The sequence below is a fragment of the Thermobifida cellulosilytica TB100 genome (assembly GCF_001517975.1).
Classification (GTDB): domain Bacteria; phylum Actinomycetota; class Actinomycetes; order Streptosporangiales; family Streptosporangiaceae; genus Thermobifida; species Thermobifida cellulosilytica.
This window is the reverse complement of sequence record NZ_KQ950180.1, coordinates 1195156-1217496: the sequence shown is the minus strand read 5'-3', so window position 1 is coordinate 1217496 and position 22341 is coordinate 1195156. Positions and strand designations below refer to the sequence as shown.

Below are 22341 nucleotides of genomic sequence, written 5' to 3'. Positions count from 1 at the left end.
CGGTGAGAAGCGGTCCCGGGGTGAACAGGCGGGGCGGAGCAGGCGCCGATCGCCTCTCCCCCTCTGACAGCATCGGGCGCTCGAGCAGCAAGGAGCAGGACTTGGCCAAGAAGTCATCGTTCTCCAAGCGCTTCCTGCCACCGGAGAGGCGGCAGAGCCCCGGTCCCAGCAAGGAGTGGCAGCAGGAGAACGACGGCCTCTGGTGGGTTCCTCCGGGAAGTTCGCTGGCCGTGATAAGCCTGGTCATCCCGGACGGAATGGTCTACGTCAACACCGGCTCCCAGGCCGCCGAGATCTCCGCGATCATCCCCGCTCTGTCAGTCGGTCTGATCGCGGACTTCCGACCCCAGACGATGAAACCGTCGGCCCTCCTCCCCTACCGCCGGCTTTCCCCGGCAGCCAGAGCCGCATACCTGCGGTGGCATGCCGACGGCAGGAAGAAGCCCGACGTGGCCGTCAACTTCGTCTACCTCTTCTTCACCGGACTGGAACGCCGGGTGCTCGGACAACTGCAGAAGAGCAGGCAGGTGGCCGACCTCCCGCTGCTCCGTGGAGAGGTGGACCGGCTGCTCACGGTCTACGGCCGCGACCCGCTCCTGAAGCAGCAGGCCGCCAACTTTCTCGACCTGCTTGCCTATGTGGAGGAGACCCCGCGACAGGACTGGCGCCTCGGTTGGGAGAAAGAGACTCTTCCGCTGTCGAGGACCTACCGGCCGGCCAACCCCGGCTGCCAGCCCGTCTACTACGGGAAGCGGCGGGTGACGAGTGCTCCTCCCCGGCCTGCCACCTCAGCGGGCCAGCAGCAGAAGACGGAGAACAGGCCACCCCAGCAGCCCGCTCCCGCGCCCGAGAGGCGGACTGCGGAGCCGACGAGGCCGGAAGCGCCCACGCCTCCGCACGACCTCTCAGGCGACGACGAGCAGTCCGCTGCGGTGCTGCCGCCGTCACCGGCACCCGGGACCGCCGGCCAGGACCAACCGGCCCCCACGCGAAGCGGCTTCTACCTCGACCTCGAACGGCTCGCCGCCGTGCAGGACGACGTGCGCCGGGCCGACGCGCTCCTCGCTGACCTCGATGACGACGAAGACGAGGAGGAGACCGGAGAAACAGCCCCGGTACCGGCCGTCGGCGCTGCCAAGAGCGTCCCCGCCCACGCCGGAGCCGCAGACCCGGAGCTTCCGGGACTGGAGCCTGCCCTGCGCACTTTCCTCGCGACCCTGGTGACCAGACAGGAGTGGTCCCGAGCCGACGCTTCCGCGCTCGCCCGGCGGCAGGGCCTGATGGTCGACGGCGCGCTGGCCGAGATCAACGAGTACACCCTCGACGCCGTCGACATGGAGCTCCTCGACGAGGACGGCGACACGATCGTCGTGGACCCCGAAGCACTGGAGGTACTCCGGGAACAAGGGGCACTGCCGACAGCAGTCGAGACGGCCGAGACACGGCGGGACCCCCAGCCCGCCGCCACGGCGGAGCCGCGCTCCGCCACCGTCCAGGCCAGAGAACAGCCCGCAGGAGCGCAGAGCGGTCCCCGCTGGACCAGGAAGGGAGAGGAACTCACCGTCCGGGGACGGAGGATCACCGCCGGAATGGTCTATTTCGGTACGCCCGACAGAGGCGACCGGCGGGCCGCGGTGATCGACCCGACCCTTCCCGCTCCCCTGTCCCCGGGAAAAGCGCTCACCAGCGACTACGGCAAGGGCTACCACCAAGGCGCCGACAGCACCCGAGGGCAGTATCTGGACTGGCTCGCCACGGGGCGCAACGGGACGCTCGACGACGACAGCCCGCTCTTCCTCTTCCTCTACGGCCTGGAACAGCGGGTGCTGTGCGACATCATGCCCGGCCACGCGCTCGCCGACGAACTGCCGGACATCCACACCGAACTGGTCCGTCTGATCGGCACCTACCGGTCCCTACGGCGTTTCCGGCACCGGGCACGGACCTTCAACTCGGTGGTCAGGCACCTCATCTACGGGGACAACGACTATCTGTTGACCCCGCCGTCCCCCACCGACCCTTTCGACTCGTTCCCCGACGAACTCCGCTACGGGCTCGGCATGCTGGCCTCCCGAGACGGAAAGATCCCGGTCGACTGGGCGCTCTCCTGGGCGGTACACCACAAGGAAGTCAGCCCTCCGATGGCCAGACGGTCTTCCGAGGACTTTCACGAGGCGTTCCGCAAGCGCTTCGCCGACGAGTTCCCCGAAGGGCTGCCCGTGCCTTTCCGCGGCGGAAAAAACGTCGTCTGGACCTACCAGCCGGCCAACCCGGACCTTGAGACGGTCACGCTCCCCGTCCGAGAAGTCGACGACGTCCACAGCCTTGCCCTTCCGCTGAACCATCTCCGGCGGATCGTGCAGGCCGCACTCGCCGACCTCGAGAAGAAGACCGGACAGCGGGATCCGGAAACGGCGCAACCCCCGGCAACTCCGACGGGACACCGCACACAGCCGACCGCTTCCACGACCGCGGCCGGGCTGCCGGCAGAACTGTCCACGGAGATCACCCACCGCTGGTCGAGCTGGAAAGCTCCGGGAACCATGCTGAGGGTCGGCCGCTACACCATTCCTGACGGGATGGTGTACGCGGGAAGCTCCGGAGCGGTGGGCATCACCGACATCGTGCAGTGGGCCTCAGCGATCGACATCTCCCTGGAGCGGGACCACACCGTTATGCATCCGAGAGGCAGAGCCCCGCAGCGGGAAGTCCTCGGATACCCCGACCTCACCCCCCAGGAGCGGTCGCGGTACCTGTCCTGGCTGGCGAAACGGGAAAGCAACGTATCGGTCCCCCTGGTCTTCGGAAGACTGTTCCGCAACGGCCTGGAACGTCGGATCGTCGAAATGATCCGCTCCCCGAAGGGGACGGTACGGGTTCCGCCGCGACTGCGCGAAGAACTGGAGAGGCTGGCCGAGTGGTTCGCCGCGAGCCCGGAGTTCACCGAGCAGACGCACCGCCTGCTCACCCTCGCCGACCTCGCCTCCGAGAAGGCCGAGCCGCCCGCCGAGCCGCCGCGCTACCGTCCGGGGGACGAGCAGATCCCCTACGGCTTCCGGCTGGGACTGGGTGTGCTGGCCAGGGACAACCGCTTTCTGCCCGCCGACTGGGCGCTGGAATGGGTGCTGTACCACCTGCGCCCCGCCGACCCCGAGGTGTACCGGAGGCTCACCCCGTTCGACGAGGAGGTGCTGCCCTACCGGGGCGAGCAGATCGTGCCGCGCTCCGCACCCCTACTCGAGTACGTCTACCAGTCCTCCTGCCCAGGGCTGGGAGAAGTCCGCCTGCCGGTACCGGGAGTGCGCGACGTGGAGAGGACCGCTCCGCCGGACAACCTCGTACGCCGCGTGCAGAAAGCCTACGAACAGGCCGTGCGGTCCCGCCGCCCTCCCGCGGAGACGGCCGCCGAGCAGCGCGCGGCGCGGGGGAGGGGAACGGCGCCGCCGACCGTCACGGGCCTCCGCACGGCCGCCACGCCTCCGGACGAGGCCCCCGAAGCGGTTGCCCGGCAGGGGACAACCGCTTCGGACTTCGCTGAGCTCGCCGTTCGGCTGGTTTCCTTGGAGGGGCCGCCCGCCGTGGCGCACAAGCTGGCCATCGTCCGCGCCATTGAAAGCATGGCGGACCTGGCCGGGAAGGAGTGGCGGGAGCTGCGCCTCCACGAACGAGGAATCGCCGGGGAGACCCCGCTCGACCTGTGCCGCCGTCTCGCCGGACTGCCGCTGCGGGACCGGGAGAAGGTCGGCGACCTCCTGCTCGAAGCCGCTGAGAGCGCAGGGAAGATCACCCGCGACCAGGCAGTCTTCCTGCTCGGCGTGCACCGCGTTCTCGGCCTGGAGGCGGTGCTCCGGCTGAGGCTGAGCTACCGGGGCACCGCGCTGCCACCCGAGAACGCCGTACCGGGGACTCCTGATGCCTTCTTCTTCCCCTCGGCCAGGACGCATCCCACGGAGCGGAGCCCCCGGGAGATCGACGGGCTCGACCAGCACCACGCCGCGCTGCTCACCGACCTCTCCACCCGGGAGCGCTGGAGCCTGGCCGATGCCGTTCGGCTCGCACGCTGGTACGGCCTGGATTACGACGAGGCGGTCGACCAGATCAACGAGGCCGCGTGGGACCTCGTCGACACCCCCGTGATCGACGAGAAAGAAGAGCGTGTCACCGTGCGCACGGTGATCTTCGAGGAGATGACCCAGTGACCGAAACCCCCGAAACCACCCGCAGCATCCGCAGCCGAGACAGGGGACCCCTGCTCGACGCACTGCGCAACGGCGTCGTCCCGCACCGCGGCGCCAGCCTCATCCAGGTCGGACGGGCCCGGGAACTCGAAGCGCTGCAGACCAGCATCGAACAGATCAAGCACGGAGCGGGCGCAGTCCGGTTCGTCATCGGCGACTACGGTGCCGGAAAGACGTTCTTCCTGCACGTCGTGCGCTCCCTCGCCCACAAGAACAAGCTGGTCACCGTCCACGCCGACCTCACCCCCGACCGCCGCCTCCAGGGCAGCCAGGGGCGCGCCCGCAAGCTGTACTCCACCCTCATGGCGAACATGGCGACCCGTGCCAAGCCAGGCGGCCAGGCGCTCACCTCAGTCGTGGAGCAGTTCGTGGCCCAGGTGCAGCGTGATGCCGAAGCCTCCGGGACCACAGCCGAAGAGCAGTTGAGCAAGCGCCTGTGGGGGCTGCGCGAATTCCCCGGCGGTCCGAGCTTCGCCAAGGTCGTCCAGGCGTACTGGCACGCCTACATCAACCAGGACGAGGAACTGCGTGCGCACGCCCTGCGCTGGCTCAGCGCCGAGTACGCGAAGAAGACCGAGGCCACCCGCGACCTGGGCGTCAGCGAGATCATCGACGACCGATCCCTGTTCGACCACCTCAAACTCATGGCGGCCTTCACCACCATGGCCGGATACAGAGGGCTGCTGGTCTGCCTCGACGAACTCGTCAACCTCTACAAGCTCAGCCACAAGGGATCAAGGGTCGCCAACTACGAGCAGATCCTCAACATCATCAACGACACCCAGCAGGGCCGGGCCGAACACATCGGCTTCCTGTTCGGCGGTACCCCCGAGTTCCTCGAGGACCCGATGCGCGGCCTGTACTCCTACGAGGCGCTGCGCTCCCGGTTGGAAGAGAACCCGTACGCCACCGGCGGGCTCGTCGACTACCACGGCCCGGTGCTGCGGCTCAGCCACTTCACCAAGGAGCACTTCTACGAACTGCTGCGCAAGGTCCGGCACGTCTACGCGGGCGGTGATCCGGCGCGCTACCCGCTGCCCGACGAGGCGATCGAGGCGTTCATGCAGCACTGCGCAGAGCGGGTCGGCGACGCCTACTTCCGTACCCCGCGTAGCACCATCAAGCAGTTCATCGGCCTCATGGACGTACTGGTGCAGAACGAGGACGCCGACTGGCGCGCCCTGCTGTCGACCGTGGAGATCGTCAAGGAGGCCAACCCCGACCTGCAACCCCTGCGTCCCGAGGACGACGTGGACAATGACTCGCCCCTCGCCTCCTTCCGGCTCTGAGAAGACGGGACCGGACGCGTTCGCCCTGCTGCACCGCGGAGTCCAGCGCTGGGTCTGGGAACGACGCTGGACCAGCCTGCGCCCCATCCAGGAACAGGCCATCCGTCCGATCATCGGAGGCGACACCGATGTGCTCCTGGCCGCGGCGACCGCCGGAGGCAAGACCGAGGCGGTGTTCCTGCCGGTGTGCTCGGTGCTGGCCCGCGACGCCGAGCACGGTGAGAGCACCGGAATCCAGGCGGTCTGCCTGAGCCCGCTCAAGGCACTCATCAACGACCAGCACACGCGCCTCACCGACCTGTGCGCGCGCATCGGGATCCCCGTCACCGCCTGGCACGGCGACATCGGGGTGATACAGAAGGACCGGCTGCGCGAGGAGCCCTCCGGCATCCTGCTGATCACCCCCGAGTCGCTGGAGGCGATGTTCGTCACCCGCGGTTCCACAGTGGCGCGGCTCTTCGCCGACCTGCGTTACATCGTCGTTGACGAACTGCACGCCTTCCTCGGCACCGCGCGCGGAGCACAACTGCGCTCCCTCATGCACCGGCTGGAGCGTGCTGCCGGCCACCGGGCTGCCCGAATCGGATTGTCCGCGACCCTTGCGGACCTGCGGGCCGCTGCCGAGTTCCTCCGTCCGGGGGAGGGCGATCGGGTCACGATCCTCGAGGACCGGGGAGCAGGCAAACAGTTGCTGCTCCAAGTACGCGGCTACGTCGCGGACCTGCGTGAGGACGCCGAGGGCGGAGCGTGCGACGCGGCCACCGGGCATCTGTATCAGGTGGTCCGCACCGGGCACAACATGGTGTTCGTCAACTCGCGGGCCGAGGCGGAGAGCTGCGCCGCCGCCCTGTCGGAATTCGCCGAACAGGACCGGATTCCCAACCCCTTCACCCCCCACCACGGCTCGCTCTCCGCAGAGCTGCGCGCCCATGCCGAACAGCGGCTGAAGAACCGGTCGGCACCCGCCACGATCGTGTGCACCGCGACTCTGGAGCTCGGGATCGACGTGGGTTGGGTGGACACGGTCGTGCAGCTCGGCACCCCTCCCACCGTGGCAGGGCTGCGCCAGCGGCTCGGCCGCTCCGGTCGGGGCAGCGCACCCGCGAAGCTGTACGTGTACATCACCGAACAGAGCCTGCCCGAGACCCCGGTGGAGCGGCTGCGCCTCGACCTGGTGCAGACCGTGGCCATGGTGGAACTGCTGCTGCGCCGTTGGTGTGAACCTCCCGATCTGGAGACGCCGCATCTGTCCACACTGGTACAGCAGATCCTGTCCGTGCTCGCCCAGCACGGCGGAGCGAGTGCACTGCGACTGTACCGGGAGCTGTGCGCCGACGGGGCCTTCCCCGGAGTGGACGAACAGACCTTCGCGGACCTGCTGCGTGCTCTCGGAGCACACGGAATAGTCACCCAGGAGCGCAGCGGCCTGCTGCTGCCGGGGAAAGTGGGGGAGACGCTCCTCAACCACTACTCGTTCTACTCGGCGTTCGACACGGTCGAGGAGTACACGATCGCCACCGTCGACGGCGACATGGGCACCATGCCGATCAGCCCGGCCGTGGACACGGGGGCGCTGCTGGCGTTCGGCGGACGCTCCTGGCAGGTGGTGGAGGTCAAACCCGCGGAACGCCGGGTACTTGTCGTTCCCGCCCGTGGCGGGGGCGTGCCGCCCGGGTTCGCCGGGGTGCCGGTGCCGGTCAGCGACGGCGTCCGACAACACATGCGAGAGGTGTACCTGGGCACGGACGTCCCCCGTTACCTCGACGAGGCAGCAGCGATCCTGTTGGAAGAGGGGCGTATGGCGTTTCGGGAGATCGGACTGGCCGACCTTCACGTCCACGAATACGACGGGGAGACGCTGCTGTTCCCGTGGCGAGGGGACCGAGTCGTCGAAACCATCTGCCATCTGCTGCGGTGGGTGGGGATCAAGGCGGCACACGCCGGGGCGCTCGTGACCGTGCCGGACGTGCCCCCGGAAAGGCTGCGCGGTGCGGTGTCCCGCCTGGTCAAGGCCGGGCCGCCCGATCCCGTGGACCTGGCCGGAATGGTCGCCGACAAGCGCCGCCACAAGTACGACCACTACCTGGGCGAGGAGCTGCTGTCCCGCTCCTACGCCGCGCAGGCCCTCGACGTGCCGGGAGCGATGCGCTTTCTGGAACAACTGAGCGGATGAGCGGCACCCGTCCTCAGCCGTTCTGGCTCTGGGGCCATGATCGGTGCCTGTTCTGGTAGTGGTGCCAAGATCGTTGCGCAGCCGCCCCCAGGACGCCCCCTCGGGATCACCGGGGGTGGTGGCGGGGGAGGCGCGGCATCCGCTGGCGGGGCAGGTGGACGTGCAGGGTCGGCAGGCGGTGGACGGCCGGGGGCACGGTCTCGCTGTTCAGCGATCGCAGCAGGGCCGCCATCATCAGGAAGCCCATGGCGAAGAACGGCAGCCCGATGACGGTGACCACCTCCGACAGCGCCTCCAGGCCCGACTGGCCGGTGGCGGTGATCAGGGTGGCCGCGACCACGCCCGAGGTGATGGCCCAGAACACGCGCTGGCGCACCGGGGTCGTCCCCTCCTCGTCGCGGGAGACCAGCATGTCGACCACCAGGGCCGCCGAGTCCGCCGACGTGGTGAAGAAGATGATCACGATCAGCACCGACAGCGCCGACACCGCCGTGGCGAGGGGGAAGTTGGAGAGGAACGCGAAGAGCGCCCCGGGGATGTCCCCCTCGACCACCACGGTCTGCACGAGCCCGCCGGGGCCGTTGCGTTCGATGTCGAACGCGGACAGGCCGAACACGCTGAACCAGACGACGGTGAACGCGGTGGGCAGGCCCAGCACGCCGAGCACGAACTCGCGGATGGTGCGGCCCTTGGAGATGCGGGCGATGAAGATGCCGACGAACGGCGCCCAGGTGATCGTCCACGCCCAGTAGAACACCGTCCAGGTGCCCTGCCAGCCGGTGTCGCCGAAGGTGTCGTTCCAGAACGCCAGGGGGACCAGCCAGCCCAGGTACACCCCGACCATCTCGATGGTGCCCCTGATCAGGTACAGGGTGGAGCCGGTGGCCAGGATGAACAGCAGCAGGCCGACCGCCAGGGCGATGTTGATGTCGGACAGCCGTTTGATGCCGCGGTCCAGGCCGAGCGCCACCGAGGTCGTGGCGAGGGCAGTGGTCACGGTGATGAGCAGGACCTGCACCGGTTTGCTGAACTCCACGCCGAACAGTGCGGCCAGGCCGCTGTTGATCTGTAGGGTGCCCAGGCCCAGGGAGACGGCGACGCCGAACACGGTGCCGAGGACCGCGAGGATGTCGATCGCGCGGCCGATGGGACCGTGGATGCGGTCGCCGAGGAACGGGTGGAAGATCGAGCTGACCCGCATGGGCAGGCCGCGCCGGTAGGCGAAGTAGGCGAAGCACACGGCGGGCAGGCAGAAGATCGTCCAGGTGTGCAGGCCGAAGTGGTAGAGGGTGTAGCCCATGGCCTGCTCGGCGGCGGGCACCGACTGCGGGGCGACGTCGTTGCGCGGCGGGTTGGCGAAGTGGCTGATCGGCTCGGCGACCCCCCAGAACATGAGGATGGTGCCGATGCCCGCCGCGAACAGCATGGCGAACCAGGTGAGCCTGGAGTACTCGGGGCGGTCCCCCTCCCGGCCGAGGCGGATCCTCCCGTAGCGGCTGAAGCAGATCCAGATCAGGAAGATCAGGAACGTGGTGACGCCGAGGATGTAGAACCAGCCGAGGTTGGTGATGATCCAGGCGGACACCGTGCCGAACAGCGCGTCCACCGGGGCGGTGAACAGGATGGAGGCCCCGACGAACAGGACCGTCAGCGCCACCGAGACGGAGAAGATGACGGGGTCCGTGCGCAGGCCCAGTCGGTTGAGCAGAGACATCTGGCGTTCGACTCCTCGTGCCGGGTGGCGGGGCGGAGCGGTCCGCGGACGGGAGTCGGGCGGAGAGCCCGCTTCCGGCGGAAGCCCCGCCGCACACACAGCGTGCTACTTGCGCGAACGGAGCGTGGTGAAACGTGTCGCGCGGAAAACGCTGTGCGGCCCCGGACGCGCACCGGCCGAGGACACGGGGGCCGACGCGCCGGAGGTCAGGCGGGCCTGACGTTGTGGTTGCGGTGGAAGACGTTGTCCGGGTCGTACTGGGCCTTCACCCGGGCCAGGCGGCGGTAGTTGTCGGGACCGAAGCCCGCGACGGTCCGCTGTTCACCCTCGTCGCCGATGAAGTTGAGGTAGACCGCGCCGAGCGCCCACGGGCGCATGTCCGCGCGGGTGCTGTGCGTCCACTGGATGACGCGTTCGTCGTCGTCCGGGTTCTCCCACAGTCCGAAGGGGTGCACCACCCAGGAGGCGCGCCGCCACGGCACCGGGTAGTCGGCCAGGGACCGTGCCACCGCGCCGCCCTGCGCCGACAGCAGGTACTGCGACGGCGAGGGGACGAGCATCCGCTCGGCCCCGGCGCAGAACCGGTCCACCGCCGCGCCGGGCAGTGCGCCCAGGTACTCGGCCGACCAGTAGTTGCGGTGGCCGGGCGGGTCGTCGAGCATGGATTGCAGGTCGGCGTAGGCCATCTCGGCGGTCAGTTCGGCGACGTGGCCGAGCTCCCGCATCGGCCGCAGGTCGCGCATCGCCTTCTCGTGGTCCCCGCCGGCGTGGATGAGCAGGGCCGCGCACGCCAGGCGGCCGACCAGCCGCTGCGGCATGAAGTCCTCGGGCGGGGCGGTGAGGTAGATGACGGCGCCGCCCACGTCGTCGGGGGCGCCGACCATGAAGTCGCGGTAGGCGCGCACCACCTCGGGGCCGCTCTCGGGGTCCCAGAACAGCAGGGACGCGGTGACCGTCGACAGGTCGTGCAGGCGCAGCGTGAGCGACGTGGCGACGCCGAAGTTGCCGCCGCCGCCGTGCAGCGCCCAGAACAGTTCGGGGTTCTCGTCGGCGGAGGCGCGCACGAGGCTGCCGTCGGCCGTCACCAGTTCGGCTTCCAGCAGGTTGTCGCAGGCCAGCCCGAACTTGCGTTCCAGCCAGCCGCTGCCGCCGCCGAGGACGAGCCCGCACACCCCCGTGGTGGACACCCGGCCGCCGGTGGTGGCCAGGCCGTACGGCTGGGCGGCGCGGTCCAGGTGGCTCATCGTGGCGCCGCCGCTGACCCGCGCGGTCCGCTGTTCGGGGTCGACCACGACCTCGTTCATCATCCGCAGGTCGACGACGATGCCGCCGTCGGTGAGGGAGCTGCCCGCGACGCTGTGGCCGCCGCCGCGGACCGCGATCTCCAGTCCGTGGTCGCGCCCGAAGCGGACCGCGCGGACGACGTCGTCGACGGTGGCGCACTGGGCGATGACCCTCGGCCGCAGGTCGACCATGGCGTTGAAGAGGGTGCGGGCCTGTGCGTAGTCGGGGTCGCCGGGTTGGAGGACGCGGCCGGAGAAGTCGGCGCGGAGTTCGGTGAGGGCGGTGTCGTCGAGTGTCGTGCTGTTGAACTGGGCCATGGGGACCTCCCCGTCGACTCGGGTCGAACCGGGGTGTCGGAGCCCTGGCCCGCAGCGGGCCCCGGACCGGGGCCCGCCGACGTGTTTCGGCCCCGATCGGCTAGCAGCCTAGGCGTCCCCGCGGGCGCGTCCAACAGTGTTTTGTCGATGGTTCTCCCAGGTTCTTTTCATGAGAGCGGCCCCGCCTGGGGCCCTGCCGGAGACGGCGCGGGGCCGCACTCCCCTGCGGCCCCGCGGTCCGTGCGGCCCGTGTCGGCGGGGTCAGCGGCCTCGAGCCAGGTTCAGCGCGAGCACCGAGACCAGGTCGTAGGCGACGTGGGCGGCGGCGGTCGCGGTGATCTGCGCGTGGTCGTAGGCGGGGGCGACCTCCACGACGTCGGCGCCGACCAGGTTGCAGGGCGCCAGGCCGCGCAGGATCTCCAGCAGCTCCCGGCTGGTCAGCCCGCCCGCCTCGGGGGTGCCGGTGCCGGGCGCGTGCGCCGGGTCGAGGACGTCGATGTCCACCGACACGTACAGCGGCCGGTCGCCGATCCGCTGGCGCAGCAGGTCCACGACCTCGTCCACGCCGCGGCGCATCACGTCGGCGGAGGTGAGGATGCCGAAGCCGAAGCGGCGGTCGTCCTCCAGGTCCTTCTTGCCGTAGAGGGGGCCGCGGATGCCCACGTGCGAGAGGGCCTCGGTGTCGAGGATCCCCTCCTCCACGGCGCGCCGGAAGGGGGTGCCGTGGGTGTAGGGCTCCCCGAAGTAGGTGTCCCAGGTGTCCAGGTGCGCGTCGAAGTGCAGCAGCGCGACCGGGCCGTGGACGCGGTGCACCGCGCGCAGCAGCGGCAGTGCGATCGTGTGGTCCCCGCCGAGGGTGACCACCCGGGTGCCCGCGGACAGCAGTCGGCTGACGCCCTCGTCCACGGTCTCGATGGCGTCGCCGATCGAGAACGGGTTGACCGCGATGTCGCCGCCGTCGGCCACCTGGACCTCGGCGAACGGGGAGACGTCCAGACCGGGGTGGTAGGGCCGCAGCAGGCGGCTGGCCTCCCGGATGGCGGCCGGGCCGAACCGGGCGCCGGGGCGGTAGGAGACCCCGGTGTCGAAGGGGATGCCGACCACGGCGATATCGGTCTTCTCCACCTCGTCGGTGCGGGGCAGACGGGCGAAGGTCGCCGGACCGGCGAACCGGGGGACCCGACTGGAGTCGGTGGGGCCGATCGGAGTGCTCACGGGCTACCGCCTTCCGTCACTGTCGCATCGGGGACACGGCTTGGGGCGCGGTTCTCGACCTGTCGAAGGCACAGGTCAGGACCTCCCACACCATAGACTCGGGGCCGGTGCCGGGCAGGGGCGCCCCGGTGCACGGCTCGCTGCCCACCGGTCTCGTCGAACTCTGCCGTGCCCGGAGCCTTCCCCTGCTGCTGGTTCCACGTGAAACGCCGCCTGTGGCGGTTGGCGAGGAGCCGGGGCGGCGGCTTGCCCGCTGGACGGGCCGCGGGGCGCGGCTGACCGGATACGGCTCCAGGCCTTGACACCGTGCCGTACAGGTATACGTTCGGTGCCTGTTCGACTGGTTTCAGTAAGGGCGGACGGGTATGGAGCCGTTGCTGCCGGGGGATCCCGAACAGGTCGGCCCCTACCGGCTGGTGAACCGCCTGGGCGCGGGCGGGATGGGGCAGGTGTTCCTGGCCCGCTCTCCGGGCGGGCGTCCGGTGGTGGTGAAGGTGATCCGCCCCGAGCACGTCTCCGACTCCGAGTACCGGGTGCGGTTCGCGCGTGAGGTGGAGGCGGCGCGCCGGGTGGGTGGCTTCCACACGGCGCAGATCGTGGACGCCGATCCCGACGCCGATCCGCCGTGGATGGCTGCTGCCTACGTGCCCGGCCCCTCCCTCGACCAGGCGGTGCGGCAGCGGGGGCCGCTGGACGAGCACGCGCTGTGGACCCTGGCCGCCGGACTCGCCGAGGGGCTGACGGCGATCCACTCCTGTGGGTTGGTGCACCGGGACTTCAAGCCCGGCAACATCATCCTGGCGGCCGACGGTCCGCGCATCATCGACTTCGGCATCGCCCGGCCCACCGACGCCAGCACCATGACCCAGACGGGGGCCGTGATCGGCACCCTGTCCTACATGTCGCCGGAGCAGGTCCAGGGGCAGCCGGTGGGCCGGGCCAGCGACATCTTCTCCTTCGGCACCGTGCTGGCGTTCGCGGCCACGGGACAGTCCCCGTTTGCGGCCGAGACGCTGGGCGCGATCGTCATGCGCCTCATCAGCCCGCCCCCGGAACTCCCGCAACTCTCCCCGGACCTGCGGGAACTGATCCGCGCCTGCTGGGCGCAGCGCCCCGACGAGCGTCCCACGGCGGCCGACCTGCTGGCCCGGATCGGCGGCCGGGCCGGGGCCGACTGGCCGCCGCCGCACCTCGCCGACCTGGTCGGGACGGCACTCCCCGTCGGGGCGGCCGTCCCGCCCCCGCCGCCCGCGCCCCCGCCCTCGGACATCACCCCCCAGCGGTGGGAGGGGGAGGAACCGGGAGGCGGCGGGGAGGCGGAGAGCAGTCCGCGGACCGGCGCGACGCTCCGGCAGTCCGACGCGAACGCCGCCCAGGGGAAGAAACAGAGCCAGGACAACGCGGGGTGCTGGTCCGCGACCCTGATGCTGATACCGGTCGTGGCGCTCGCCTGGGGATGGGTGGACTCCCTCCCCGCGACCCCCGACCTGGTCCTGCCCGGACAGGAGTCCTACTCGGGCGCGCCGCTGGTCACCGACATCGAGGAGAGCGTACGGGCGGTGGCGTTCAGTCCGGACGGCTCTCGACTGGTCGTCGCGGCCGAGAACATCCGGGTATGGGACTTCGAGAGCGGAGAGTTCCTGGACTTCCTCGACGAGGACGACGAGGAGAAGACGTGCACCATGGTCACCGCGCTGGCCTTCAGCCGGGACGGGAGCACGCTGGCCGCCGGCTGCGACAACGGCGCCCTCCGGCTGTGGGACTTCGAGAGCGGGCAGCAGACGGCCACCCTGGTCAACCCCGACCGGTACGAGTCGTTCGACTGTCGGATCACCGGGGTGACGTTCGACGAGGACGGGGCCGTGGTGGCCAGCGTCGCGGCGGACGACGTGGTCCAGAGGTGGGACGTCGCGAGCGGAGAGCTGCTCTCCGCGGCGGGCCCCTCCGACCCGGAGCACATGGAGTACGCCACGGCGAACCCGGAGGCGCTGCACCCGGGCGGTCTGCTGCTGGCTACCGAGTACGAGTACGACCATGTACGGCTGTGGGACGCGGAGAGCGGGGAGGGAGGTCCCGTCCTCCAGGGGGCGGAGGACAACTACTCGGTCGAAGCGTTGGCGTTCAGCCCGGACGGCTCCCTGCTGGCCCGCGGCGGCGGCGAGGCGATCGACGTGTGGGAAGCCGAGTCCGGCAGGCTCCTGCTCTCCATCGCGCACAGCGGCTCTCAGTGGTGGTTCGAGGATCTTGTCTTCAGTCCGGACGGCTCCCTGCTGGCCAGTCTGGACAGCGACGACCGGGCCTACCTGTGGGACCTGGGTGAGGGCGGGGAGGAAGTGGACAGCTTCAGCAGGGCCACCGCGCTGGCGTTCCACCCGGACGGCTCCGTGGTGGTCAGCGGCAACGAGGAGGGCGACGTCGAACTGCACTATCTGGAGGACCCCCAAGGCGGGTGACCGGTGCGGGCGGAGCCTGCGGCACCTCAACAGGGCGGCGGACGACGGGGCGGGCCGTTGCGGATTCGGACCTGTCGTAACAGCAGTTGCTGTCGAACCGGCCGAACGGACATGAATCCGGCGTGATTCGGAGGCGGGCTGGCGGCGCGGTTGTGTCCCGTCCTGACCTGATACTGCAAGAAAAGCTGCTGAACTGCTCCTCTGGCCGTTTGACGGGAGTGGCTCCCGTGCGGAGAGGACAATTGGGTTAAAAATTTCAAGAGCGTCCGAAATTAAGTTCCGTCTTGAAATAATGCCGCGCAGAAAAGAGGCCGACGGTCGTCTGGGCGATTTCGGTGAGGGCGGGACTGATGGAGCCGTTGCGATCGGGAGACCCGGAGCGGGTCGGTCCGTACCGGCTGGTGGGTCGCCTGGGGGCGGGCGGGATGGGGCAGGTGTTCCTGGCCCGGTCTCCGGGCGGGCGTCCGGTGGTGGTGAAGGTGATCCGCCCCGAGTACGCCGCGGACCGCGAGTACCGTGCCCGGTTCGCGCGTGAGGTGGAGGCGGCGCGCCGGGTGGGCGGCTTCCACACGGCCCAGGTCGTGGACGCGGACCCGAATGCGGACTCGCCGTGGATGGCTGCTGCCTACGTGCCCGGTCCCTCCCTGCAACAGGCGGTCCAGCAGCGGGGGGCGTTGGACGAGCACGCGCTGCGGATCCTGGCCGCCGGACTCATCGAGGGGCTGGCGGCCATCCATTCCTGTGGTCTGGTGCACCGGGACTTCAAGCCCGGCAACATCATCCTGGCGGCCGACGGTCCGCGCATCATCGACTTCGGCATTGCCCGGCCCACCGACGCCAGCACCATGACGTTGAGCGGCGCGGTGATGGGCACCCTGGCCTACATGTCTCCCGAGCAGATCGGAGGAGGCCAGGTGGGGCCGCCCAGCGACGTGTTCTCGCTGGGGAGCGTGCTGGCGTTCGCGGCCACGGGACAGTCCCCGTTTGCGGCCGACGGGATCGGCGAGGTCGTCATGCGTATCGTCAGCAAGCCGCCCGAGCTGCCGCAGCTTCCCGACGACCTGAGACGGCTGATCCACGCGTGCTGGCGGCAGGCACCCGACGAGCGCCCCACCACGGCCGACCTGCTCGCCCAGCTCAGCACCGCCCAGACCAGCCATGACTGGCCTCCGCCCGGTTTGGCGGATCTGGTCAACTCGGAAACTCCCGGTCCGGCAAGCCCTCCGAACCTCCCGAACCCTCCGAACCCCCCGAAGCCGCCGCCCGCCGCGATGGGACCGCCGCGGCCGTACACTCCGGCTGCACCGCCGAACCAGCCCTTTCACCAAGGCGGTGAGGAGGGACGCTTCGGTCCCGTCCCCGTCCAGGCTGCTCCGCCACCCGTGTGGTTTCCCCCGGCAGCGCAGCCTCCGCCACGCCAGCGGTTCTTCTCCTGGCGGGGAGTCCTGGTGGGAGGGGCGGCGGCAACGGCCGTGGTCGGTCTCGTCGCCGCCCTGGCGGTCCTGCTTCTGCTCCGGCCGACGCCCTCCCAGCGTGTTCTTGAAGTCGATGCAGAGGTGAACTCGGTGGTGTTCAGTCCGGACGGTTCGGTACTGGCCGGCGCCGGCGGCGACAACACGGTGCGGTTGTGGGACGCGGGGACCGGGGAGGAGCTGGCCGAGCTGGAGGGGCATACCGACTGGGTGCGCTCGGTGGCGTTCAGTCCGGACGGCTCGGTGCTGGCCAGTGCCAGCTACGATCGCACGGTCCGGTTGTGGGACGCCGAGACCGGGGCGCAGCGCGCCGCTCTCGAAGGCCACACCGACTGGGTGAACTCGGTGGCGTTCAGTCCGGACGGTTCGGTGCTGGCCAGCGGCAGTGACGACGGCACGGTGCGGTTGTGGGACGCGGGGACCGGGGAGGAGCTGGCCGAACTGGACGGCCACCCCAACGTGGTGAATTCGGTGGCGTTCAGTCCGGACGGTTCGGTGCTGGCCAGCGGCAGCGGCGACAACACGGTGCGGTTGTGGGACACGGGGACCGGGGAGGAGCTGGCCGAACTGGAGGGACATGCCGACTGGGTGCGCTCGGTGGCGTTCAGCCCCAACGGCTCCCTGCTGGCCAGTGCCAGCGACGACGGCACGGTGCGGTTGTGGGACGCGGGGACCGGGGAGGAGCTGGCCGAGCTGGAGGGGCATACCGACTGGGTGCGCTCGGTGGCGTTCAGTCCCAACGGCTCCCTGCTGGCCAGTGCCAGTGACGACGGCACGGTCCGGTTGTGGGACGCGGGGACCAGGAAGGAGCTGGGCAGGCTGGAGGGCCATATCGGCTGGACAACCTCGGTGGCGTTCAGCCCCAACGGCTCCCAGGTGGCCAGCGCCGGCAACGACGGCACCGTCCGCCTGTGGCCGGTCGACGTGGAATAGTCCCGAACCGGCCCCTCTCGTGCCGGTGGTGCGGGACTGATCTCCGTGACCGCCTTCGGCCGGACGAACGCGGCCCCGGCCTCGACCTTTCTGCTGCGGAGCGGCGGATACGGCTGTGGCCCATTCCACTCTGAGCCGCTGGAAAAGCCCTGACCTGCCATTTCTCCTCTCCGGAGCGGCGGTCGCGCGGGCGGGCCTCCCACAGGGGAGGCGTTCAAGATCGCCCTGATCTGTACTGACTTCTTGAAATAATGCCGCAGAAAGCGGTTGATATCCGCCTGGGCGATTTCGGTGAGGACGGGACTGATGAAGCCGTTGCAGTCAGGGGACCCGGAGCGGGTCGGTCCGTACCGGCTGGTGGGTCGCCTGGGGGCGGGCGGGATGGGACAGGTCTTCCTCGCGCATTCCCCCGGCGGGCGCCCGGTGGTGGTGAAGGTGATCCGCCCCGAGTACGCCGCGGACCGCGAGTACCGTGCCCGGTTCGCGCGTGAGGTGGAGGCGGCGCGCCGGGTGGGCGGCTTCCACACGGCCCAGGTCATCGCTGCCGATCCCGACGCCGACCCGCCGTGGATGGCCACCGCCTACGTGCCCGGACCCTCCCTGCAACAGGCGGTCCAGCAGCGGGGGGAGTTGAGCGAGCACGCGCTGCGACCCCTGGCCGCCGGGCTCATCGAGGGGCTGGAGGCGATCCACTCCTGCGGGTTGGTGCACCGGGACTTCAAGCCCGGCAACATCATCCTGGCGGCCGACGGTCCGCGCATCATCGACTTCGGCATTGCCCGGCCCACCGACGCCAGCACCATGACCACGGGCGGCGCGGTGATGGGCACCCTGGCCTACATGTCTCCCGAGCAGGTCGGGGGCGGTCCGGTGGGGCCGCCCAGCGACGTGTTCTCGCTGGGGAGCGTGCTGGCGTTCGCGGCCACCGGCCAGTCGCCGTTCGGGGTCGACTCGATCGGCGAGGTCGTCATGCGTATCGTCAGCAAGCCGCCCGAGCTGCCGCAGCTTCCCGACGACCTGAGACGGCTGATCCACTCGTGCTGGCAGCAGGACCCCGAGCAGCGTCCCACCACGGCCGACCTGCTCGCCCAGCTCCGCACCGTCCAGTTCGGGAACACCTGGCCCCCGTCCGAGCTGGCCGACCTGGTCGGATCGGCGCTCCGCGCCTCGGCGGTCTCCCCGGAACGGCAGTTCTTCGCGACGCCGCCGCAGTCGTACGCCCTGCCCGTTCCTCCGCCCCGGCCCTCCACCCCGTCCAGCGGCCCGAAGGACGCTTCGCCGGTCGTCGAGCAGGCCGCCCCGCCCGCGTCCGACGACTCCCCTCGGGGCCGCCGGGCCCGGCACCCGCGGAGGAGGCGCCCCGCCCTCGCGCGGAACTGGCTGGTCGGCGGAGCGGTGGCGGCGGTCGTGGTCGGCCTCGTCGCGACCTTGACCGTCTGGCTCTGGAAGCCGAACCGCCCTCTGAGCGCCATGAGCTCCTCCCAGACCACGCAGGGACCGTTCGACGTGCTCGTCCTCGAAACCGAGAGCGAAGTACACAAGGTGGTGTTCAGTCCGGACGGCTCGCTGCTGGCCAGCGCGGAGTCCGAGGGCATGGTCCGGCTGTGGGACGTGCAGACCGGGAAAGAACTGGCCGAGCTCCAGGAGGCCCCCAGCGGCTCGTGGGACGTGGCGTTCAGTCCGGACGGCTCGCTGGTGGTCGGTAGCGGCCGCAACAGCAGGATCTGGGCGTGGAACGTGGAGACCGGGCAGCACCTCGCCACGCTCGAAGGCCACACCCACGGGGCGGTGAACACGGTCGCGTTCAGTCCGGACGGCTCGCTGCTGGCCAGCGGGGGCATGGACAGCACGGTCCGGCTGTGGGACATGCAGACCGGGGAGCAGCGCACCGTGTTCGAAGGCCAGCATGACGGGACGGTGGATCTGGTGGTGTTCAGTCCGGACGGCTCGGTGCTGGCCAGCGGGGGCACCGGTGAGGCGGTCCGGCTGTGGGACGTCGAGAACGCACAACTGCTGGCGGAGCTACGGGGCTACGAGGAATCCGTGGTGGAGTCGCTCGCGTTCAGCCCGGACGGTTCGGTGCTGGCCAGTGCCAGTGACGACGGCACGGTCCGGTTGTGGGACGTGGAGACCGGGGAGGAGCTGGCCGAGCTGGAGGGGCATACCGACTGGGTGCGCTCGGTGGTGTTCAGTCCGGACGGTTCGGTGCTGGCCACTGCCAGCGACGATCACACGGTCCGGTTGTGGGACGCGGGGACCGGGAAAGAGCTGGCCGAACTGGAGGGCCACGCCGGCTGGGTGAACACGGTGATGTTCAGTCCGGACGGTTCGGTGCTGGCCAGTGCCAGTGACGACGGCACGGTCCGGTTGTGGGAGGTGGAGACCGGGAAGGAACTGGCCAAACTGGAAGGCCACACCGACGTGGTGTGGTCCGCGGTGTTCAGTCCGGACGGTTCGGTGCTGGCCAGCCCTAGCGACGACTACACGATCCGCCTGTGGTCGGTCGGGGCGAAATAGCCTCGGCCCGGCGCCGCATCGGCGGCCCGTCCCCGGTTCAGGGCAGCGGCGGCGCGTCCTCGCCCAGCACGGCGAGCAGCCGTTCCCGGTCGGCCCTGCGCAGTCCCGCCACCACCTGCTGGTAGGAGTGGCGCAGCATCTCCACCAGTTCGTCGTCGGGCACCGTGCCGTCGAGCAGCACGGTGTTCCAGTGCCGCTTACTGCCGTTGCATTTTTCTCCGACCTCCGACCGAACATTTGTGCGGTGTCGAGCCGGTAACGCAGGAGAGTGACCACGTACCGTGGAGGCCCCCACATGCCCACTGCTGTCCTCCACCTCCGTCCGTCTCGCGACACCGAGGTGTCCGACAGCCTGGACGGGCAGGAGGCTGACTGCCGCCGCCGCGCGGCGGAGTTGGGCGCTGACCGCGCCGTAGTCTTCCGCGAGGTGGTATGCGGAGGTGGACGGGAGTGCCACGAGTGTGGCCGCGAGGTCCGCGCGGTTCCGTCTGGGATCGGGTCCCCGGTCGTGGGGGTGCTGGACGCCGTGGACGCGTTGGGAGCGGAGGAGTGGTGACTCCGCCCGGGCAGTGATCGGGGCCGGATGCCCCCCGTGAGGGGGAGCGTCCGGCCCCGTTTTTTGTGCCCGGAGGTTGGGCAGGACTGCGCAGGCAGGCTTAGCGGTCTGCGTCCCCGTCCTCGTCCGCGTCCCGGGACCGCTCGGCCACATAGGTCCCCTTCCCGGGGACGGTGACGATGAGTCCCCGCTCTGCCAGTAGCGCGTATGCGCTCCGGGCCGTCCGCCGCGAGACGCCGAATTCTTCGCATATGGCCGATTCTGAGGGGACCTTCCTGTTTGGGGGATATGTCCCGTCCGCTATCCGCCGCGCTATGAAGTTCGCAATCTGGCGGTACAGCGGTTCCGGCCCGTCCAGGTCGATCGACATGGAACGACGCTAAGCGGCTCGTACTAATGACACTCAGCACGACACATCACGAGACAGGACGTAACAGGTTGGGATAAGCTCATGGGAAAACAAAGGACCCGGCGGACGCGGCAACGTCCCCGGGCCGTGGCCAACGCTTCCAGGGAGCGCTGACAATGAGAACTCTACTTGTCGTTGTGGCGGCCCTTGTCCGCCTCGTTCTTCCTGCGCGCGGTGCCCACGCCGCCCCACGCGGGGCCGCTGACCTCGTCCAGGCGGGCCCCGCCCCGCGAACAGCTCCCCGCGTCCAGGCGGACGGTGCACCGGCCCCGCGAACGACGTCCCGTGTCCGCCGCTACGCGCTCCCCGAAGTGCGGAGTCCCTATGACCCGGCCGTTCCGTGGACGCCGCCGGTCGTGGATCTGGAGAACGTCAACCCGCAAGCGGCCTTTGTCCGCCCCTACTACGTCGCCTATGAACGGGCGGGGGTGGCGCGGTGACTCGCTACCCGGAGGAGGGCGCGGCGGGGCCGGAGTGGGACGCCGCCGAACACGCGGACTGGCTTTACGACGCCTTGAGTGAAGCGCTCCGCGATCACGTGGACGTGTTCCCGGACACGGACGCGGCGTTCACGGCCCTGGACCAGTGGCTCCGTTCCGGCGGGGTGCTCCCCGGGCCGTGGCGCAACGCCGCGCGGGACGCGGACGAGTAGGACAGCAGAGACGTCCCCGTGGACAGGCGGGGACAACGGGGCCGAAAGTAGGTACGGCGCGGTACCGCTTCCGGCCCCCTGGTATGTCCGGGGCCGTTGGCCGCGAACCGGGCCGTGTTGCTGTCCGTGGGCCCGCCTGGTGGGAAGAGCGGTGATTTGATCCAACGCTGGGTTGTTGGTGTGGTGGCCGGGGATCACCGAGGCGAACTCCGCGCGCAGCTCCAGGGCGAGGCCGGGGGCGCACTTGAGCGTCACGAACGGGACCCCTCCCGGTTGCGCTCGCCGAGCAGCGCGAACATCGTGCCCGCCACCTTGTACACCAGTGTTCCCGGGCCGAACGGCTCGGTCCCGACCGCCTCGGGGAACCACAGGGCGGCGTCGATGAACTGCTGCGGGGTCACGGGCGGCCTCCTCGCTCGGACGGGACAGGAATCCGCGGGCATGACGGCAGCCGGTGGTGACACTCCGCGGACGCCCCGCGGACCTCACCGGTCGGCGCGGTGTGCGACCACGAGGGAGTCGATCGCGGTGCGCGTCCCGTCCTCGGCGACGACCTCGCGGGTCACCTGTCCGGCGCGTTCGATGCGCACGGCGAAGTGCTCCAGGGCCGCGGTCTCGGTGATCGCCATGGCGATGTTCTGGGGGACGTGCAGCACCTTCGGATCCTGCGGGCCGCCGGTGCCGCGGACCAGGTTGTCCAGGGCGTGCCCCACGCTCACCAGCCGCCCTCCGGGGGCCAGCGCCCGCACCGCCTCGGCGAGCGCACGCCGCCAGTCGTCGCGCGGCAGGTGCAGGTAGCAGAGGAGCACCAGGTCGTAGCCCTCCCGGAGGGGCGCGGGGTCGCGGGCGTCGGCGACCAGCCACTCCACCTCCACGCCGCGCTCCCGGGCGACGCGCCTGCCCCGCTCCACCGCCACCGGCGAGAAGTCGTAGGCCGTGACCTGCCAGCCCCGCTCGGCGAGCCACACCGCGTTGCGCCCCTCGCCCGCGGCCACGTCCAGCGCCCGCCCCGGCGGCAGGTCGGCGGCCGCCTCGACGACGAACCTGTTCGGCTCCGCGCCCCACACCAGCTCCCGCTCCCGGTAGCGGCGGTCCCACTCCTGCGCGTCCACGACACCT

Annotated in this window: 12 protein-coding genes and 2 pseudogenes; 7 read left to right on the top strand and 7 right to left on the bottom strand. The window is 70.2% G+C overall.

Going from position 1 to position 22341, the window contains the following annotated elements; genetic code table 11:
* Positions 1-101 precede the first annotated feature (101 nt).
* Genes AC529_RS05255 through AC529_RS05245 form a run of 3 tightly spaced genes read left to right on the top strand, consistent with a single transcriptional unit; the run spans position 102 to position 7700 of the window.
* Positions 102-4199, top strand: a complete 4098-nt coding sequence (locus tag AC529_RS05255) for a TerB N-terminal domain-containing protein (protein ID WP_068753982.1) — start codon at positions 102-104, stop codon at positions 4197-4199.
* Positions 4196-5527 carry an ATP-binding protein gene (locus tag AC529_RS05250; RefSeq protein WP_068753980.1) on the top strand — a complete coding sequence of 444 codons (1332 nt, stop codon included), beginning with the start codon at positions 4196-4198 and terminating at the stop codon, positions 5525-5527. The genes AC529_RS05255 and AC529_RS05250 overlap by 4 nt, the downstream gene beginning before the upstream one ends.
* Positions 5496-7700, top strand: coding sequence for a DEAD/DEAH box helicase (locus tag AC529_RS05245; protein WP_068753978.1), 2205 nt, complete (start codon positions 5496-5498; stop codon positions 7698-7700). The genes AC529_RS05250 and AC529_RS05245 overlap by 32 nt, the downstream gene beginning before the upstream one ends.
* A gap of 106 nt (positions 7701-7806) precedes the next feature.
* Here AC529_RS05245 and AC529_RS05240 read toward each other — a convergent pair whose 3' ends face one another.
* The 3 genes from AC529_RS05240 to speB all read right to left on the bottom strand — a co-directional run bounded on the left by AC529_RS05240 (position 7807) and on the right by speB (position 12230).
* On the bottom strand, positions 7807-9414 hold the full coding sequence (locus AC529_RS05240; protein ID WP_198156293.1) for a BCCT family transporter: 1608 nt from the start codon (positions 9412-9414) through the stop codon (positions 7807-7809).
* Between the two features lie 206 nt (positions 9415-9620).
* A complete protein-coding gene (locus AC529_RS05235) occupies positions 9621-11015 on the bottom strand; it encodes an FAD-binding oxidoreductase (RefSeq protein WP_068753976.1) in 1395 nt (464 codons plus the stop codon).
* A gap of 261 nt (positions 11016-11276) precedes the next feature.
* The gene (gene speB / locus AC529_RS05230) at positions 11277-12230 is read right to left on the bottom strand and encodes an agmatinase (RefSeq protein ID WP_068753974.1); all 954 of its coding nucleotides are present in this window, start codon (positions 12228-12230) and stop codon (positions 11277-11279) included.
* A gap of 365 nt (positions 12231-12595) precedes the next feature.
* Between speB and AC529_RS05225 the strand changes: the two genes are divergently transcribed.
* The 3 genes from AC529_RS05225 (at position 12596) to AC529_RS05215 (ending at position 19605) form a co-directional block, all read left to right on the top strand.
* Positions 12596-14683, top strand: a complete 2088-nt coding sequence (locus AC529_RS05225) for a WD40 repeat domain-containing serine/threonine protein kinase (protein WP_068753971.1) — start codon at positions 12596-12598, stop codon at positions 14681-14683.
* Positions 14684-15033: 350 nt separating this feature from the next.
* Complete coding sequence (locus AC529_RS05220; RefSeq protein WP_157080052.1) at positions 15034-17088, top strand: WD40 repeat domain-containing serine/threonine protein kinase; 2055 nt, start codon at positions 15034-15036, stop codon at positions 17086-17088.
* A gap of 306 nt (positions 17089-17394) precedes the next feature.
* A complete protein-coding gene (locus AC529_RS05215) occupies positions 17395-19605 on the top strand; it encodes a WD40 repeat domain-containing serine/threonine protein kinase (protein WP_083947934.1) in 2211 nt (736 codons plus the stop codon).
* Between the two features lie 37 nt (positions 19606-19642).
* Here AC529_RS05215 and AC529_RS19960 read toward each other — a convergent pair.
* Both AC529_RS19960 and AC529_RS05200 read right to left on the bottom strand, forming a co-directional pair.
* A pseudogene (locus AC529_RS19960) lies at positions 19643-19807 on the bottom strand (MmcQ/YjbR family DNA-binding protein); the annotation flags it as partial.
* A gap of 454 nt (positions 19808-20261) precedes the next feature.
* Positions 20262-20531 carry a GntR family transcriptional regulator gene (locus AC529_RS05200; protein WP_068753965.1) on the bottom strand — a complete coding sequence of 90 codons (270 nt, stop codon included), beginning with the start codon at positions 20529-20531 and terminating at the stop codon, positions 20262-20264.
* A gap of 475 nt (positions 20532-21006) precedes the next feature.
* Here AC529_RS05200 and AC529_RS05195 point away from each other — a divergent pair, with 475 nt between their 5' ends.
* Complete coding sequence (locus AC529_RS05195; protein WP_068753964.1) at positions 21007-21222, top strand: hypothetical protein; 216 nt, start codon at positions 21007-21009, stop codon at positions 21220-21222.
* Positions 21223-21396: 174 nt separating this feature from the next.
* Here AC529_RS05195 and AC529_RS19445 read toward each other — a convergent pair.
* Together AC529_RS19445 and AC529_RS05190 are read right to left on the bottom strand one after the other, a co-directional pair.
* A pseudogene (locus AC529_RS19445) lies at positions 21397-21623 on the bottom strand (MmcQ/YjbR family DNA-binding protein); the annotation flags it as partial.
* A gap of 84 nt (positions 21624-21707) precedes the next feature.
* Entirely contained in the window at positions 21708-22334 is a 627-nt protein-coding gene (locus tag AC529_RS05190) for a class I SAM-dependent methyltransferase (RefSeq protein ID WP_068753962.1), read from the bottom strand.
* Positions 22335-22341 lie beyond the last annotated feature (7 nt).

Coding starts and splice junctions, on each gene's coding strand:
- AC529_RS05245 (WP_068753978.1), top strand. CDS start 5,496: ATGACTCGCCCCTCGCCTCCTTCCGGCTCTGAGAAGACGGGACCGGAC.
- AC529_RS05240 (WP_198156293.1), bottom strand. CDS start 9,414: ATGTCTCTGCTCAACCGACTGGGCCTGCGCACGGACCCCGTCATCTTC.
- AC529_RS05235 (WP_068753976.1), bottom strand. CDS start 11,015: ATGGCCCAGTTCAACAGCACGACACTCGACGACACCGCCCTCACCGAA.
- AC529_RS05225 (WP_068753971.1), top strand. CDS start 12,596: ATGGAGCCGTTGCTGCCGGGGGATCCCGAACAGGTCGGCCCCTACCGG.
- AC529_RS05220 (WP_157080052.1), top strand. CDS start 15,034: ATGGAGCCGTTGCGATCGGGAGACCCGGAGCGGGTCGGTCCGTACCGG.
- AC529_RS05215 (WP_083947934.1), top strand. CDS start 17,395: ATGAAGCCGTTGCAGTCAGGGGACCCGGAGCGGGTCGGTCCGTACCGG.
- AC529_RS05200 (WP_068753965.1), bottom strand. CDS start 20,531: ATGTCGATCGACCTGGACGGGCCGGAACCGCTGTACCGCCAGATTGCG.